Source organism: bacterium, assembly GCA_008933615.1.
Lineage (GTDB): Bacteria > CLD3 > CLD3 > SB21 > SB21 > SB21.
The window spans coordinates 77,609-93,348 of the sequence record WBUR01000007.1 but is presented as its reverse complement, the minus strand read 5'-3'; the positions used below and the strand labels follow the sequence as shown (position 1 = coordinate 93,348).

Annotated in this window: 13 protein-coding genes; 8 read left to right on the top strand and 5 right to left on the bottom strand. The window is 43.0% G+C overall.

Annotation, left to right across the window (positions count from 1 at the left end; genetic code table 11):
* Nucleotide 1: 1 nt before the first annotated feature.
* Entirely contained in the window at nt 2-1,447 is a 1,446-nt protein-coding gene (locus F9K33_04230; GenBank protein KAB2880767.1) for a serine hydrolase, read from the top strand.
* 15 nt (nt 1,448-1,462) lie between these two features.
* Here the strand turns inward: F9K33_04230 and F9K33_04225 are convergent, their stop codons facing one another.
* The 3 genes from F9K33_04225 to F9K33_04215 form a co-directional block, all read right to left on the bottom strand.
* Nucleotides 1,463-3,328, bottom strand: coding sequence for an ABC-F family ATP-binding cassette domain-containing protein (locus F9K33_04225; GenBank protein ID KAB2880766.1), 1,866 nt, complete (start codon nt 3,326-3,328; stop codon nt 1,463-1,465).
* Nucleotides 3,329-3,532: 204 nt separating this feature from the next.
* The gene (gene pepF, locus F9K33_04220) at nt 3,533-5,497 is read right to left on the bottom strand and encodes an oligoendopeptidase F (GenBank protein KAB2880765.1); all 1,965 of its coding nucleotides are present in this window, start codon (nt 5,495-5,497) and stop codon (nt 3,533-3,535) included.
* Between the two features lie 19 nt (nt 5,498-5,516).
* Nucleotides 5,517-6,587 carry a branched-chain amino acid aminotransferase gene (locus tag F9K33_04215; GenBank protein KAB2880764.1) on the bottom strand — a complete coding sequence of 357 codons (1,071 nt, stop codon included), beginning with the start codon at nt 6,585-6,587 and terminating at the stop codon, nt 5,517-5,519.
* Between the two features lie 158 nt (nt 6,588-6,745).
* On the opposite strand from F9K33_04215, the gene pgl reads away from it, so the two are divergent.
* From pgl to surE, 7 genes are all read left to right on the top strand, one after another.
* The gene (gene pgl / locus F9K33_04210; protein ID KAB2880763.1) at nt 6,746-7,483 is read left to right on the top strand and encodes a 6-phosphogluconolactonase; all 738 of its coding nucleotides are present in this window, start codon (nt 6,746-6,748) and stop codon (nt 7,481-7,483) included.
* Between the two features lie 62 nt (nt 7,484-7,545).
* Entirely contained in the window at nt 7,546-10,929 is a 3,384-nt protein-coding gene (locus F9K33_04205; GenBank protein ID KAB2880762.1) for a GHKL domain-containing protein, read from the top strand.
* Nucleotides 10,930-11,430: a tRNA (adenosine(37)-N6)-threonylcarbamoyltransferase complex ATPase subunit type 1 TsaE gene (gene tsaE / locus F9K33_04200; GenBank protein KAB2880761.1), complete on the top strand. Its 501-nt coding sequence runs from the start codon at nt 10,930-10,932 to the stop codon at nt 11,428-11,430.
* A 9-nt stretch (nt 11,431-11,439) separates the two neighbouring features.
* The gene (gene tsaB / locus F9K33_04195; protein KAB2880760.1) at nt 11,440-12,114 is read left to right on the top strand and encodes a tRNA (adenosine(37)-N6)-threonylcarbamoyltransferase complex dimerization subunit type 1 TsaB; all 675 of its coding nucleotides are present in this window, start codon (nt 11,440-11,442) and stop codon (nt 12,112-12,114) included.
* Complete coding sequence (gene rimI / locus F9K33_04190; protein ID KAB2880759.1) at nt 12,111-12,605, top strand: ribosomal-protein-alanine N-acetyltransferase; 495 nt, start codon at nt 12,111-12,113, stop codon at nt 12,603-12,605. Before tsaB ends, rimI begins: the two co-directional genes overlap by 4 nt.
* A gap of 1 nt (nt 12,606) precedes the next feature.
* A complete protein-coding gene (locus F9K33_04185; GenBank protein KAB2880758.1) occupies nt 12,607-13,488 on the top strand; it encodes an acetyl-CoA carboxylase carboxyltransferase subunit beta in 882 nt (293 codons plus the stop codon).
* 21 nt (nt 13,489-13,509) lie between these two features.
* Complete coding sequence (gene surE, locus F9K33_04180) at nt 13,510-14,274, top strand: 5'/3'-nucleotidase SurE (protein ID KAB2880757.1); 765 nt, start codon at nt 13,510-13,512, stop codon at nt 14,272-14,274.
* On the opposite strand, the gene F9K33_04175 is transcribed toward surE, so the two are convergent.
* Together F9K33_04175 and F9K33_04170 are read right to left on the bottom strand one after the other, a co-directional pair.
* Nucleotides 14,271-14,558, bottom strand: a complete 288-nt coding sequence (locus F9K33_04175; protein ID KAB2880756.1) for a hypothetical protein — start codon at nt 14,556-14,558, stop codon at nt 14,271-14,273. The two genes, surE and F9K33_04175, sit on opposite strands and share 4 nt — an antisense overlap.
* Nucleotides 14,559-14,687: 129 nt before the next feature.
* Nucleotides 14,688-15,644, bottom strand: a complete 957-nt coding sequence (locus tag F9K33_04170) for a hypothetical protein (GenBank protein ID KAB2880755.1) — start codon at nt 15,642-15,644, stop codon at nt 14,688-14,690.
* Nucleotides 15,645-15,740 lie beyond the last annotated feature (96 nt).

The window sequence follows — 15,740 nt, the reverse complement described above, 5'->3', positions numbered from 1 at the left end:
CATGAGGGAGAATATAATGACTAAGGCAATTCGAGACGTTTGCGCAATTTTGTTGTTCACAATGAATGTGTGGAGCCAATCTAAAATGAATGTAGTTGAACAAGTAGATTTGCTAATGGCCCAGGCCATCGAAAAAGATGTGTTTTCCGGAAATGTGCTCATAGCGCATGAAGGCAAAATTATTTATCAAAAATCATTCGGCTATGCAGATTGGGAAACGAAAACGCCGATCAATGACTCCACTATGTTCAATATTGGTTCCAACGGCAAAGACTTCACACAAGTATTGATATGCCAACTGGTACAGGAAAACAAATTGGCGTTTAATGATCCTTTGAGCAAGTACTTGAATATGTTTCCAAAGTCGATAGCCGATAAGATCACAGTAAAACAACTTTTGACCATGCAATCCGGTATGGGAGATTACATGCAAAGCCCGCGTTTCCGGTTTGGGCAATTAAGAACGATCTCCAGCCTCCTCGATTTTATCAAAGATGAGCCGTTGCTATTTGAACCCGGAACCGATCGAGCGTATTCTAATTCCGGTTATGTTGTGCTCGGCGGTGTCATCGAAAAGATCACCGGCAAGACCTACGAGGAAAATGTTCGGGATCGAATTCTGAAACCTCTTGGAATGACGCATTCTATGTTCATCTATCCGGATACCAGAAACGCAGTGAATAAAGCCGCGGGAACAGAGATCTCCCTTTCCGGATTGAAACGAGCTGAAAAAGGGATCAACCCCGGACTTGTGCCGACGTCGGCCGGTGGCATGTATGCATCGGCTTCCGATCTGTTCAAATTCTATGAAGCAGAGATGTTTAGTAACAAAGTACTCAGCGATGGAATGAAATTAAAACTCTTTACACGCTATGAAGATCAACCTAAAAAGACCTGGAAAGAAATGATGGCTGATCCAAAGTTCATCAGCGCGCTTGCCGGCGGCCTTAACGGATGGAACAGCTCCGTGACGCAGATTCCTGCGCTGCATTATACGGTCATTGTTTTGTCAAATTACGACGGAGCCGGACAACCGGCTGAACAGATTGGCGAAAGCATTGAAAGTATCATTTTAGGCAGGCCGTATGAGACGCTGAAATTCCCATTGCCTCAATTCATCTATCAATATATTTCCAAGAACGGGATCGATGATTTTGCAAAGAACTGCGATGAACTTCTCAAAAAGAATGAGTACGGGATCCGCGAGCCGATGATGCTGAACCGGCTTGGCTACGACCTGATCGGAGAGAAAAAACCGAACTGGGCGGTTGAAATATTCAAATTGAATATAAGGCTTTTCCCTGATGAACCTAACGGATACGACAGTCTGGGCGAAGCCTATATGCTGATCGGGAAGAAGGAATTGGCGATAGAGAGTTACAAAAAAGTTCTGGAGATGGATCCGGGGAATGAGAATGCGAAGCAGATGCTGGAGAAGTTAAAGTAGGGGTTTTGATGTGTTTTACGCGAATTCAGATAGTTCGAGCCAGCGGGTGGATTTCTCGTCGAGAAGTTGAGTAACTTCTGCCAAACGCAGTGAGTGTTTCTGCAGTTCCTGGTAATCGGAACCGCCGGTCTCGAGTAATTTTGTAAGCCTGTCCTTTTCTAATTCGAGTTCGGCAATGGCGACCTCTAATTTTTGAAATTCCTGTCTTTCTTTGTAGGACAGTTTGGTTTTCGGCGCGCCTTCATCTTTCTTTTGTTTTATCACAACGGTTTCTTTGGGCGTATCTGTTTTTTGGCTTTCTCTGTATTCCGCATAATTGCCGTTGAAATCCTTGATGAAGCCGTTGCCTTCGAAGACGAAAAGATGATCAACAAGCCTATTCATAAAATATCGATCGTGCGATACGACCAAAAGGCAACCCTTAAAATTCATCAAAAACTCTTCAAGAATATTTAATGTCGTAAGATCAAGATCGTTCGTGGGTTCATCGAGAATCAGGAAATTGGGGTTTTTGATAAGTACGGTTAACAAATAAAGACGCCGCTTTTCGCCGCCGCTGAGTTTGGAAACAGGCGTATGTTGACTTGCCGGCGGAAATTGAAATAAATTCAAGAATTGTGAGGCTGTCAATTTCTCTCCGGCCCCTATGGTGATAACTTCTGCAAATTCCCGAACAATATCGATTACGCGTTTGTCTTCATTGACAAGAAGGCCTTGTTGTGAATAGTATCCAAATTGAATCGTTTCTCCGATGTCGATTTTTCCGGAATCGGTCGTTTCTAATCCGGTAATGATATTTAAAAACGTTGATTTTCCAGTGCCGTTACTGCCGACAATTCCGATGCGCTCGCCTTTTTTGAAAGTATAATCGAAGCCGTTTAGTATAGTAAGATTGCCGTAGGTTTTGTGAATTTTCTTCAGCTCAAGAATCTTACCTCCGACGCGCTTCATCCGCATATCGAGTTTGAGTTTTTCTTCCGGGGCATTGCCGGCGGCTTTTTCCTGCAAACCGTAAAACGCCTCTACGCGTGATTTAGATTTTGTCGTGCGCGCTTTGGGTTGGCGTTTAATCCATTCCAATTCATGCCGCAGCCGGTTCCGCAAATGATCCAGTTCTCTTCCCGATATATCTTCGCGCTCCGCTTTTTTCTCTAGAAAATAAGAATAATCTCCTGTATAGCGGAAAAGTTCGCCCTGATCTAATTCCAGTATCTCATCACAGACGTTATCCAAAAGATAACGGTCATGAGTGACCAGAAACAAAGTAAGATTCGGACGAGACAAGTAATCTTCAAGCCATTCAATCATGTCCAAATCAAGATGATTGGTCGGTTCGTCTAAAATCAGCAGGCCGGGCTCTTCCACTAATACGCGCGCAAGCGCAACGCGTTTACGCTGTCCGCCGGATAAGGTCTCAACGGTCTGATGGAGATTGGTTATTTTTAGGTGGGACAATATTTCTTTTATCTTGTATTCGTAATCCCACAATTTTAGGTGCTCCATTGATTCCATGGCATCCGCCAAATTTTTCTGATTTTGTTCGGTAGAACTGAGTTCAGATTCTTCCATAGCGGCTTCGTAGGCGCTGATCACACGGAGTTTCGGATGGTCTGCCTGAAAGATGGATTCTAATACCGTCGCCGACTCATTGAATTTTGGATTTTGTTCCAGATAGCCGACGGTCAATTGATTTCGAAGAATGATCATTCCGGTGTCCGGTGCATCCTTTCCGGTCAGCATATTCAAGAGCGTCGTCTTTCCTGCGCCATTGAGCGCAATCAAAGCGGTTTTTTGTCCTTCTTCAATTCCAAATGAAAGGTCTTTAAAAAGAGTTTTGATGCCGAACGATTTCGATATGTTTTCTGTGGAAAGAAGATTCATATATGGACAAATCTTAAAAGGCAAATCACAAATAAATTCCAAACGCCAAATGACCGAAACATCCGTTGCGATTCGAAGTTTCGTGTTCTTGTCATTGAGTATTATTTGTTATTTGATGCTTGAAGTTTGGAGTTTTGGAAAGTTGAAATAAAAAAACGGGTGAAGCAACTACCTCACCCGCTAAAGTAAGCTTGACCTAAAAAATTATTTTTTCATACGGTCCAGAATTTTCTCCATTTCGTCTATCACTCGGTTCATCTTTTTCATCGTTAGTTCCATAGGTAAAGATGTTGTCATGTCAACCCCCGCGTCCTTGAGAAGTTCAATAGGGTATTTAGAGCCTCCCGCCGATAGAAAATTCAGATATTTTGCGGTCGCGTCCTTGTCGCCCGCCAAAACTTTTTCAGATAAAGCCGCAGATGCAGTAAAGGATGTGGCGTATTGATACACGTAAAAATTATAATAAAAATGCGGAATATACGCCCACTCGGATTTGATCTCGTCATCTACGATGCAAACACCCTGATCGTGTCCGTAATATTTCTTGGTGAGGTCGTAATATACTTCGCTAAATTTATCTCCGGTGAGGGCTTCGCCTTTTTCTGCCAGCTCATGAATACGTAGTTCAAATTCCGCAAACTGGGTCTGGCGAAATACCGTACCTTTGATGCCTTCGAGGTAACTGCCTAACAGCGACAAACGAGTCGCGTCGTCTTTGATGTTTTTGAGCATATAGTCGATCAACAAAGCTTCGTTGAATGTGGAGGCGACTTCGGCAACAAAGATCGGGTAATTTGCCGTCGCATACGGCTGTGTCTTATTAGACAGATAGCTCTGCATCGTGTGGCCAAGTTCATGCGTTAGCGTGCTCATGTCGTCATACTTACCTTTATAATTCATCAGCATATAAGGATGTACATCGTAGGCGGAACCATTGGAGTAGGCGCCGGAACGTTTCCCTTCGGTCGGATACATATCAATCCAGCGTTCGTTCAATCCTTTTTTGATGATTGAAACATACTCATTACCGAGCGGCGCGAGTGAAGCAACAATATTCTTTCCCGCTTCTTCGACGTTATAAGCCAGATCAACGCCTTTTAACAACGGCGCATACAGGTCATAATAATGAAGCTGATCAACTCCAAGAATTCTCTGACGTAATTTTAGATACCGGTGGAACGTGGACAGGTTTGCGTTGACGCTCTTCACGTGATTGTAATAAACTTCCACCGGAATATTATTTGCGTCGAGCGAGCTTTCAAGCGAAGACGAGTATTTACGCGCCTTCATATAAAACATATTTTTCTTCACGTCGCCGTATAACTGGGTTCCGAACGTCCTGCGGTAATTATTCAGCTGTCCAAAAAATGTCGCAAACACTTTCTTGCGGTCTTCTCGATTAGGCAGCGCTCTCGAAGCGCCGAAGGTCGCCTGGTCCAGTTTGACAGTCTTCCCGTCGCTGAGCGTGACATCGGGATACGGAAATTCTGCATTGGATAATATGCTGTAGCTGCTTTGGGAATTATCCGCCATCATACCGGCATCGGCGATAATCTTCTCTTCACCTTCTGTACCGGTGTGCGCTTGACGGCGCAAGATGTCATTTAGGTAATGTCTGTAAACTTCCAACTTCTTTTCGCTTTTTATGAAAGCATCGACTTTGTTTTTATCGATCTTCAATATTTCCGGTTCTACAAAAGCGGCGATGGCGCCGAAATTGGAGCCGATCTGACCCATTTCCTGAACCATAGCCAGATACTTTGATTCACGCGTGTCTTGATCTGAACTCATACTCGCGTAGCTGTAAAGCCTTGAAAATTCTTTGGACATTCCAAAATACAGATCCATACATCCGAGTAACTGATCCGCTGATAGATGCAGTTTTCCTTTGTATTGTTGTAAGGTCGGAATGTCTTTGATGATCTTTTCTTTAGCGGCCTGCCAGGCATCGTCGTTTGAATAAATTTTGGTCAGATCCCATTTGTCTTTATCTGCTATTTTAGAGCGATCACGTTCCTGTGACGTGCCGTTGGAAACGGCAGCAAAGAAAAACAAAAAAAGAAATGCAAAGGTAACATCAAATGAGTGCATACTATATCCTTTCAATGAGATTTTTTTAGTGCGAATGTTCGCCTGTTCGGATTTTTTGTTTGTATACGCGGAAATCATCAGTAATGTTCAATACTTGCTATCCTATTTTTTCAACCCATCCAAACGGGTCCGTTTTTTCACCGTATTGTATGGACAGAATTTCATTATAAAGCTTTAGGGAGATATCGCCGATTTTCCCGCCGCCAACATTAAAAACTTCATCCTTATAATGCAATTCACTCACCGGAGAAATAACAGCAGCCGTTCCCGTACCGAATACTTCTTTCAGTTTACCGTTCTTCGATCCCTCCATGATTTCATCAATACTGATACGGCGTTCGGTACATTTCATGTTCCAACTTTTAAGGAGTTTAATCACGGAATCGCGTGTAATGCCCGGAAGGATGGTTCCGGTAAGTGGCGAGGTTACCACTTCATCGTCAAAACGGAAGAAAATATTGGTCGTTCCAACTTCTTCGACATGTTTTTGATCGATCGCATCAAGCCACAATACCTGGCTGCATCCCATTTTTTTAGCTTCCTGAGCGGCGAAAAGACTCGCGGCATAATTTGCTCCGGTTTTAGCTTCACCGACGCCGCCGCGCACCGCGCGAACGTATTTATCGGAAACAAATATTTTGATAGGATTAAATCCCTCCGGATAATACGATCCGGCCGGGCCGACAATGATGTAGAAAAGGTACTCGCCGGATACACGAACGCCGACGGATGCTTCGGTAGCAATCATGGTCGGACGAATGTACATCGACGTTTCCCGCGCGGATGGAATCCATTCTTTGTCAATTAATACAAGTTTTTTCATCGCATCATGAACGAAATCGATGTCAATTTCAGGCATGCAAAGCCGCCGCGCGGAATTATTCATCCGCTTTAAGTTGTCTTTGGCTCGAAAAAGAAAAATTCCGTTCTTACTGTTGTACGCTTTGAGCCCTTCAAATATTTCCTGGGCATAATGCAGTACCATGGCGGCAGGATCCAGCATCAGCTGGCGATACGGCTCAATTTTCGCCTGGTGCCAACCGTTTTTTGCATCGTATTTCATTATGAAAAAATGATCAGAAAAGTATTTTCCAAATCCTAATGAAGAATCAAAAACGGGTTTGGTTTTCTTTTTATCTGCAGTAATCTTTTGAATTTCAAGATTCATATTTTAGCCCCTTTCAATTTTAACGCCGCAAATATGGCAATGTTTTTTCGATAAAACAAGATTAACTTGAACTAAATTTAGGATTTTGAAAACTTGAATTAGTCAGCCCGATTTTATAGATTGCTAGCAATGACGGTGACTTTACCATAGGAGTTTTGATGACCGGGGAAGTTAAAGTGTTTGACCGCACGGAAGACCTGATACGCAATTCAGCCGAGAAAATCGTTTCAATAGCGCAGGAGTCGATTCAAAATAGAGGGCAATTTGCATGGTGTTTGTCGGGGGGCAGTACACCGAAAGAAGTCTATTCCATGTTGGCTGCTTTACCGCTGAAAGAAAAAATTGATTGGGGGAAAACGCATATATTCTGGGGAGACGAACGTTCGGTAGTTCGCACGCATCCGGATAGTAATTTCAGAATGGCAAAAGAATCTTTGCTGGATGCGGTAGGAATTCCGCCGTCAAATATTCATCGTGTGGCGAGCGAAGAAGATCCGATGCTGGCTGCACAACAATACGAAGATGATATCAGAGAATTTTTCGGTATATCCGACGGCACGTTTCCTGAATTCGACCTGATCCTTCTTGGGATGGGCGATGACGGGCATACGGCGTCATTATTCCCGGATACGGAGGCTTTAAAAGTTAAAGACAGATTGGTCGTCGATAATTTTGTAAAAAAGTTGAATACGCACAGAATCACTTTTACATTCCCGATGATCAACCGCGCCAGAAACGTGTTATTCATCATTTCCGGATCTGTCAAAAGCAAAATGATAAAACAAGTTTTGGCAAATACGGAGGCTCCTAAAACCCTTCCTTCACAACTGGTGCAACCCAAGCCCGGCTCATTGTTTTGGTTTCTCGATAAAGACGCCGCTGCCGATTTAACTTAGAAAATATGGATCACTACTTAACCGACCGATATTATCTGAACGTTTCCTAATTACTTTTCATCATGAAAAAGCAATTTATTTTCATCAGCCTTTCATTTGCTTTTTTTGGCGCTGCGTTATTTGCGCAGAAAAAAGACTATCTGATCGAACGCATCTCGATAGAACAGGGGCTATCGCAAAGCGTAGTCAATACAATCTATCAGGATAAAAAAGGTTTTTTGTGGTTTGGAACTCAGGACGGTTTAAACCGGTTTGACGGATATTCCTTTGTCGTGTTTAAAAACGAACCGGGTAACGTCAACAGCATTTCTAATAATACCGTTCAAGCATTGTATGAAGACGTTGCGGGCAACTTGTGGATCGGAACTTTGGGCGGGTTGAACAAGTTATCCAACCGGAAAATTACCACCTATCTGAATCGCGCTTCGGATCCAAATTCTTTATCCAACGACATCATCACATCCATTTGTGGGGACAGCGCCGGCAATATCTGGATTGGAACTCAGGATGATGGTTTGAATATGTTTGATCCCAAAACGGAAAAGTTCAAGTCATACAAGTATGATATTACAAAATCAACAGGTTTACCCAATAATTCCGTGCGTTCTGTATTGGTGGATCGTTATCAGACATTGTGGGTCGGCACGGGAGACGGGCTGAGCAAAATGGATCTTGCAGGTGGGCCAAAAGAAGAATTTGTAACCTACAAAAACAAACCAGGCGACGCCGGCACCTTGTCGTATAACGGAATACTCTCTCTCTTCGAGGATCGTGAAGGGCAAATTTGGATCGGGACAGTTCGAGGTGGGCTGAATAAATTAGACAGAGAAAAAAATACGTTCAAATCTTATAAAAACGATCCGAAAGACCCGTATAGTCTATCGCAAAATAATGTGATTTCCATAACGCAGGACAAAAACGGGGATGTATGGGCGGGAACTTTCGGCGGCGGAGTGAATGTGCTGCGTGAAGGGAAATTCACACGGTATAAGCATAATCCAAAACTCCCAAGCAGTTTATCGAACGATGAAATTCTCTTCGTGTATTGTGATCGCGCAGGAACCTGTTGGATTGGGACCTCCGGCGGCGGGCTTAATAAATTTAAAGAGAATAAATTTACCGTGTATCGTTCCATTCCGGAATCCGCAAACTCTTTAACGGGTAATGATGTATGGGCAATGTTCGAAGATAGTCATGAAAATTTGTGGATTGGGCTCTATGGCGGCGGTCTGAATGTCTACAGGAAAGACTTTTTATCAAGCTATCGCCATGATCCGAACAACTCTGGAAGTTTGTCAAGTAATACTGTATATGCGCTGTTGGAAGATCATGCCGGAAATATTTGGATTGGTACGGAAACCGGATTGAGCAAATATGAAAAAAGAATCAGCGGCCGCAGGAATACCGGTTTTCTTAACTTCAAAAATGATCCGAATAATAAAACAAGTCTTTCAAATGACCAATTAACCTGCCTATATCAGGATCGAACCGGTGATTTGTGGGTTGGAACTTTTGGCGGCGGCATCAACCGGATATCGTCGAAAGAAATAGATAAACCCCGACCGGTTTTTGAGCGGTTAACCAACGATTCCACTCATAGCAGTATTTCAGATGATTATGTTAATGTTGTGGTTGAAGACAAGAAGGGGCTTATATGGGTTGGAACGCAGAACGGATTAAACGAATACAATGGGAAAGACTTTACCGTTTACAGGCACGTTGCAGATAACCCCAATAGTCTGTCGCACAATACCATCTTGTCGATGTACGTGGATTCTGCAAACACTTTGTGGATAGGCACGCACGGCGGCGGTCTAAATAAATTTAAAGACGGTATTTTTACGGCGTATACGCAGAAAGACGGATTGGCTAATAACGTGGTGTATGGCATCTTAGAAGATGCCGAGGGCAATTTATGGTTGAGTACCAATCGGGGTTTGAGCAGGTTCAATCCTAAAAAGACCGGACATGACGCTTTCCGAAATTATGATACACAAGACGGACTGCCAAGTAACGAATTTAATCAAGGCTCTTACTTTGGGAATAAAAAAGGACGAGTTTTTTTTGGCGGGATCAACGGCATGGTCAGTTTTGATCCGGGAGAATTGATTGAAAGCGATTATACTCCGCCAGTCTATTTGACTGCATTTAGAAAATTTGATAAAGAAATCGACTTTGGCACCGATATAAGTAGTTTGAAAAACATTGAAATTTCATACAAAGACAATTTTTTTGGATTTGAATTTGTTGCTCTGGATCACAGGACTCCAGGAAAAATTCATTATGCGTATAAACTGGTAGGGTTTGACGAGGATTGGATATATTCAAATGAACGCCGATATGCTACGTATACTAATTTAGACGGCGGCCATTATGTTTTTAAAGTCAAAGCTACAAGCAGTGACGGAATATGGAACGAAAAGCCTGCTGAGATCACGCTCATCATCACGCCGCCATTCTGGAAAACGCTTTGGTTTCAATTTTCGTCCGGATTCCTGCTGTTAATTGCAGCATACAGTTTTTATCAATCCAGGTTACGGAGCATAAAAACCCAAAACATTGTTCTGGAAAATAAAGTAGCCCAGCGCACGCGCGAGATTGATGAAAAAAATAAGATTCTTGACCAGCAAAACAAAGAACTCGAACACAAAAACGATCAAATTGAAAAACAGCAAGCGCAAATGGTGCAGGCCGAAAAACTATCCTCACTCGGAAGACTCGTTTCCGGGGTTGCGCATGAAATGAATAATCCATTGAATTTTACATACGGAAACGCGGCCAATTTAGACATTGATTTCAAAGAAGTCAGGGCGATTATGCAGGCCGGTGTGGACGAGCATAAGATGGACCCGGGCGTTGCGCATCAGATCAATGAACACATGGATGAAATGCAGGATATGATTCGCGCCATCAAGATCGGAACAGAGCGCATCAAGGATATTGTTGTTGGCTTACGTGATTTTTCTACCTCAGACGGATCTGCCGCAACGGAGGTTGACATCGCTCTAAACCTGGAATATATGCTGAGCCTGCTTCGTTCCCGCGACAGAAGGAATATTACGATTCTGAAAAACTTTACTTACGTTCCGAAAATCAAAGGCTTCCCAAGTCATTTGAATCAGGCGCTGCTGCAGATCATGATCAATGCAATAGAGGCAATCGAACGAAGAAATTATGATGGAAGTGAAGGCTGCGTAAAGATCAGTTGTTATGCCGAAAAGCCCAATGTGGTTATTTCCGTGCAAGATAACGGCGTGGGAATTCCGAATGAAATAAAAAATAAAATTTTTGATCCGTTTTTTACGACCAAAGAGGTCGGTAAAGGAACCGGATTAGGGCTTTCGATCTGCTATGGAATTATACAAAGCCACAAAGGCAAAATAACCTTTGACACTGAGGTTGGCCGAGGCACGGAGTTTAAGATATACCTCCCAATATCGGACTGAATTTGCACTTGCATAGGCTGTTTTATCTTTGTAGGTTGCCACGTTTTGATAAATACACCGCACATACTCGAAAAAAAAACATCCTCAGAATCTGAAACAATCGAATTAGGACTTTTATTTTCGAATCAACTTAGTCCCGGGGACATCGTTGCTCTTTTTGGAGAGGTAGGCAGCGGAAAAACGGTTTTTATCAAGGGTATATGTAAGGGGTTGAGAACGAAGGAACCTGTAAACAGTCCCACTTTTATTATTTTGAATGAATATCATGGACGGATTTCCGACAATAAAATAAAAATACATCATTTTGATTTTTACCGTGTCGAAAAGTCAAAAGACATTGATGAATTAGGTATTGATGAATATATGGGGGCTCCCGATTCAGTGGCTTTGATCGAGTGGTCTGAACATATTCAGGATCATTTGAAGGGGAAATATTGGAAAGTACAATTTCAAAAAGAAAATGAAAACACACGAAAAATTCACATTGAATTTTTGCAATAAAAGTTTGAAATGATTATCTTAGGTATAGATACATCTTCTGCTGTGTGCGGGATTGCATTATCTGAAGCGGTTTCGGATAAACTAAAACCGATTGCGCAAATTGGACCAAATATTCCGAACGCACATTCCGAAAAGATCATGCCCCTGCTCGATGATCTTTTAAAAACCACCGGTGTGGAAAAGAAAAGTATTAATGCGATAGCGATTTCGATCGGACCAGGTTCTTTCACCGGATTGCGAATCGGTTTGTCGACGGCAAAAGGGCTGGCGTTAGGTCTTAATATTCCGATTGTAAGCGTACCCTCATTGGACGTGATCGCTGAAAAAGTCAGGTTTATCGATAAAACGCTGCATATAGCCACATCTTCGCGAAAGGATGAGTTTTATTATTGTTCATATAAGCAGGGGCGTAGGATATCCGACTATACGGTCTTAACAACGATGGAAATTATCAATAAAATTGAACCTGAGACGGTATTAATTTCCGATAAAACCGAAGCAATCATCAATCAAATACCTGAAAAGACAAGAGAGAAAGTAATGGTCATGAGCAAAGAATTTTCTTATCCGGATGTTTTTTTTGTGACGGTCCTAGGGCACCGTAAAATTCTCAACCGGCAAATGGATACATTAAGCGCTCTGGTACCGATGTATGTACAGGGATTTCGCGGGACAAAAGTTTGATGATTATGGATGAACTCACAATCCGTGAACATCATTTAATTCGTTTGATGCGACCGGAAGATTTGGATCAGGTCATGGCCATTGAGCGGGCATCATTTGAGAGCCCGTGGACGAAGAACAATTTCTTTGACGAATTCAAAAATTCCGATCTGTCAACCCAGCTCGTTATGGAGTTTGATCATCACATTATTGCTTTTGCCATTGTATGGGCAATTATAGATGAATGTCATTTAGCCAATATTGCGGTTCATCCGGACTGCCGCCGAAAGGGCGTCGCAGAGATACTGCTGAATAAAATAATTTCGATTGCCCGCGATAGAAATTGTAAGAAGATCATGCTGGAAGTTCGCAAATCCAATGAACCCGCCATTCAGTTATATAACAAATATTGCTTTGAAAAAGTTGGCGTACGGAAGAACTATTATTATGACGGATTTATGCGGCAGGAAGATGCCGTTTTGATGGATCTGAACTTAACAAATGAGGAATAAGATGAATTGGTTTCAGCGAACCAAAGACAGAATTAGCGAAGGCACTGAAAAAAAAGAATTACCTAATGTTTGGACCAAATGCGATAACTGCGGTGAAATTCTATATAAAAAAGACCTGGAAAAGAATCTTTATGTATGCCTCAAATGCGGTTACCACTTTCGTGTTTTTGCTAAAACTTATTTACAGATCATACTGGACCCGAAGACGTTTAAGCCGATAGACAAGAATATGATTGCCGTTGATCCACTGGAGTTTGCCGACACAAAAAAATATTCTGATCGAATAAAGACCACGGTCTCGAAAACGGGCCTGAAAGATGCGGTGCATACAGGGTATGGAAAAATCCACGGACGACCAACGGCTATTGCAGTTATGGATTTTGGCTTCATCGGTGGCAGCATGGGCTCTGTTGTCGGAGAAAAGATTTCTCGAATTGCGGACGGCGCCTTAGAACATAAATTACCATTTATTATCGTGTCCGCATCCGGCGGCGCGCGCATGATGGAGGGCGCATTATCCCTGATGCAAATGGCTAAGACCAGCGCGAAACTCGCGCTTCTGCATGAGGCGAGGCTTCCGTTTATTTCTCTGCTGACCGATCCAACTACAGGCGGAGTGACGGCCAGTTTTGCGATGTTGGGCGACGTTATCCTGGCAGAACCTGGCGCATTAATCGGATTCGCCGGCCCGCGAGTTGTAAAAGAAGCTACAGGTAAAGATCTGCCGGAAGGGTTTCAAAGAGCTGAGTTTCTTTTGGAGCACGGATTTGTTGATCTGATTGTGAATCGAAAAGAATTGAAAGACACATTGTCCCGATTGCTGGTCTTTTTTGAAAAAAACACAAATACAAATTTTGACATCAGTCAAATAAACTCAAACTGATACTAATAACAGGAAGGAATCATGAAACATATTCTTCTGACCAATGATGACGGCATAGACTCCAATGGATTATATGCGTTATACAAAGAATTAAAAAAAATCGGCGAAGTCACTGTGGTAGCCCCGCATCTGGAGAAAAGTGCGGTCGGCCATGCGATCACGATCAACGAACCTATACGTGTTATCGAATATAACCGTGCAGACAAATTTAACGGATATGCCATTTCAGGAACGCCGGCGGACTGCGTGAAAATTGCAATCAAGAGCCTTATGCCGAAGAGACCGGACGTCATTGTATCCGGGATCAATCACGGTTCCAATACCGCGACCAACGTTCTTTATTCCGGTACGGTTTCAGCGGCAACCGAAGGAATTATTTTAGGGATTCCATCTATCGCATCATCGCTGTTGAGCTTTGATCACAAAGCGGACGCTTCTTATGCTGCGGAGTTTACAGCGCGCCTCGCAAAAACGGTTATGGAAAAAGGGTTACCTCCGGACACATTGCTCAATGTCAATGTTCCGCTATGTAAGAAAGCCGACATCAAAGGCGTGGCGATCACCCGTCAGGGTAAAGGGCGATACGATGAGATATTTGAACAACGCCATGATCTGAACGGGCGCGCATACTACTGGTTGACCGGCAAAAAAATGATCCTGGATACAGCGGATGATATTGATGATGTCGTTGTGCTAAAGAATAAAATTTCGGTTACCCCTATTCAGGTGGACATGACCAACTATCAAATGCTGGACGAACTGAAGAAATGGGGGCTTGTTCCTTAGTAGCGGTTCGGTTCAGGAAATAGGTCATGACTATCTCTTTCAAAATCCTTTTTTTCTTTTTTCATTTCTTCTTCGAGAAGAAGCTGAAATTCCGTGTCCCATTCTCTATCTGGCCCGACTCGCAAATACGCCGGATACTTGATTTGGTCTTTGCGAATAGTAGAGAAAGGTTTTGCGCTTTTCCTTTCCTGCACCACGGGCGCTTTTCCGTGATCCGGTACGAGCCAAATCACGAGAAGGGTAGCAATCAGATAGTATCGAATTTCATACAATAGAGTTTTCATTTATTCCTCGCATTTTGCAGTCCATAAAGAAGAAGGATACGTGATAGAGCTCAGGAGGCTTAAACTCTCTACCACGTATCCAGGAAAATATACTTCTTAATGCTTACCTGTTCTGAAAGGTAAAAGACATTACTGCATTTTATTGTACGGGAACGCGACAACCAGCGAATTATACGGAAGCGTGTCGTCAAATATCGTAGTCGTTGTAAAGAAATCCAAGACGCCAAGATGATAGCCCATGATACCGTTATTCTGAATGGTCCATTGCGTTGTAAACACGCCATCTGCTGCCGTCGCATCGCCATTTTCGCCGTTATCGTTGAACAATTGTTTCAGGCGGCTGAGCGGCTGCGCATGACGTCCGCGATGAATAATTCCGTAAGGAGCATCCGCGGCATTCGAATTGGCAATAGCGACTTCTACTTTTACCATATCGCCGGGAACTATCGTGGGAACAGTGGCGCCGGTGAAGAAGGTAGTTAGAGGATCCGATGAAACCGTGTAATTGGTCACACTCTGATCCGCGTGCGTCACGGTAATGTGAATGTCTCCGGTCAGGCTCATGGTTCCGTTCTTGGAAATTCCGTAAGCCGGCGTAACCGAGGTTCTTAACCATTTGCGAACAGCAAGCGTATCAGGATTTCTTTGGAAAGTCGCTTTACGCTGCATGAGATGTTCAAACGGTTTTAAATAAATACCTTTAGTGTTTGTATTCGTATCTCTGTCGCGAATTACAAACTGGCCTCTTAACATGAAGGTAATCGTGACCATGGCTGTTTGGCCGGTTTCCGAAACTTCAAATTCAAGAGCGCGTCTTTCGACCTGTCGGTTTCTTAACCGGCGACCGTAAGCAAATGGATCTATTGCTTCGGAGGTCGAACTTGATTTCGAGAAACTGCTTGGATCATCTTCATTCATGATATCAAGCCCGTAAATTTCATCGGCATCTTCTTCGATGTCCGCTTGGATGGCTTCTTCATCCACAGTTAATGTCGTACCTGTGTTTTCGCCGCAACTGGACAAAAACGCAAACAACATCAAGCTGAACAGCATGACTAAACTGCTTTTTCTCAAATCGGTTGTCATAATAAACTCCTTTTTTTAAGTGAAAATGGTTAATTAGCTTCATTGTCGTCATGAACGCTTACAGTTAATACAAATCGCATGCCTAACATGTAACAC

Bases quoted from the DNA above. Each gene is read 5' to 3' on its own strand.
- F9K33_04230 (KAB2880767.1), top strand. From the start codon at position 2: ATGAGGGAGAATATAATGACTAAGGCAATTCGAGACGTTTGCGCAATT.
- F9K33_04225 (KAB2880766.1), bottom strand. From the start codon at position 3,328: ATGAATCTTCTTTCCACAGAAAACATATCGAAATCGTTCGGCATCAAA.
- pepF (KAB2880765.1), bottom strand. From the start codon at position 5,497: ATGATTTCCGCGTATACAAACAAAAAATCCGAACAGGCGAACATTCGC.
- F9K33_04215 (KAB2880764.1), bottom strand. From the start codon at position 6,587: ATGAATCTTGAAATTCAAAAGATTACTGCAGATAAAAAGAAAACCAAA.
- pgl (KAB2880763.1), top strand. From the start codon at position 6,746: ATGACCGGGGAAGTTAAAGTGTTTGACCGCACGGAAGACCTGATACGC.
- F9K33_04205 (KAB2880762.1), top strand. From the start codon at position 7,546: ATGAAAAAGCAATTTATTTTCATCAGCCTTTCATTTGCTTTTTTTGGC.
- tsaB (KAB2880760.1), top strand. From the start codon at position 11,440: ATGATTATCTTAGGTATAGATACATCTTCTGCTGTGTGCGGGATTGCA.
- F9K33_04185 (KAB2880758.1), top strand. From the start codon at position 12,607: ATGAATTGGTTTCAGCGAACCAAAGACAGAATTAGCGAAGGCACTGAA.
- surE (KAB2880757.1), top strand. From the start codon at position 13,510: ATGAAACATATTCTTCTGACCAATGATGACGGCATAGACTCCAATGGA.
- F9K33_04175 (KAB2880756.1), bottom strand. From the start codon at position 14,558: ATGAAAACTCTATTGTATGAAATTCGATACTATCTGATTGCTACCCTT.
- F9K33_04170 (KAB2880755.1), bottom strand. From the start codon at position 15,644: ATGACAACCGATTTGAGAAAAAGCAGTTTAGTCATGCTGTTCAGCTTG.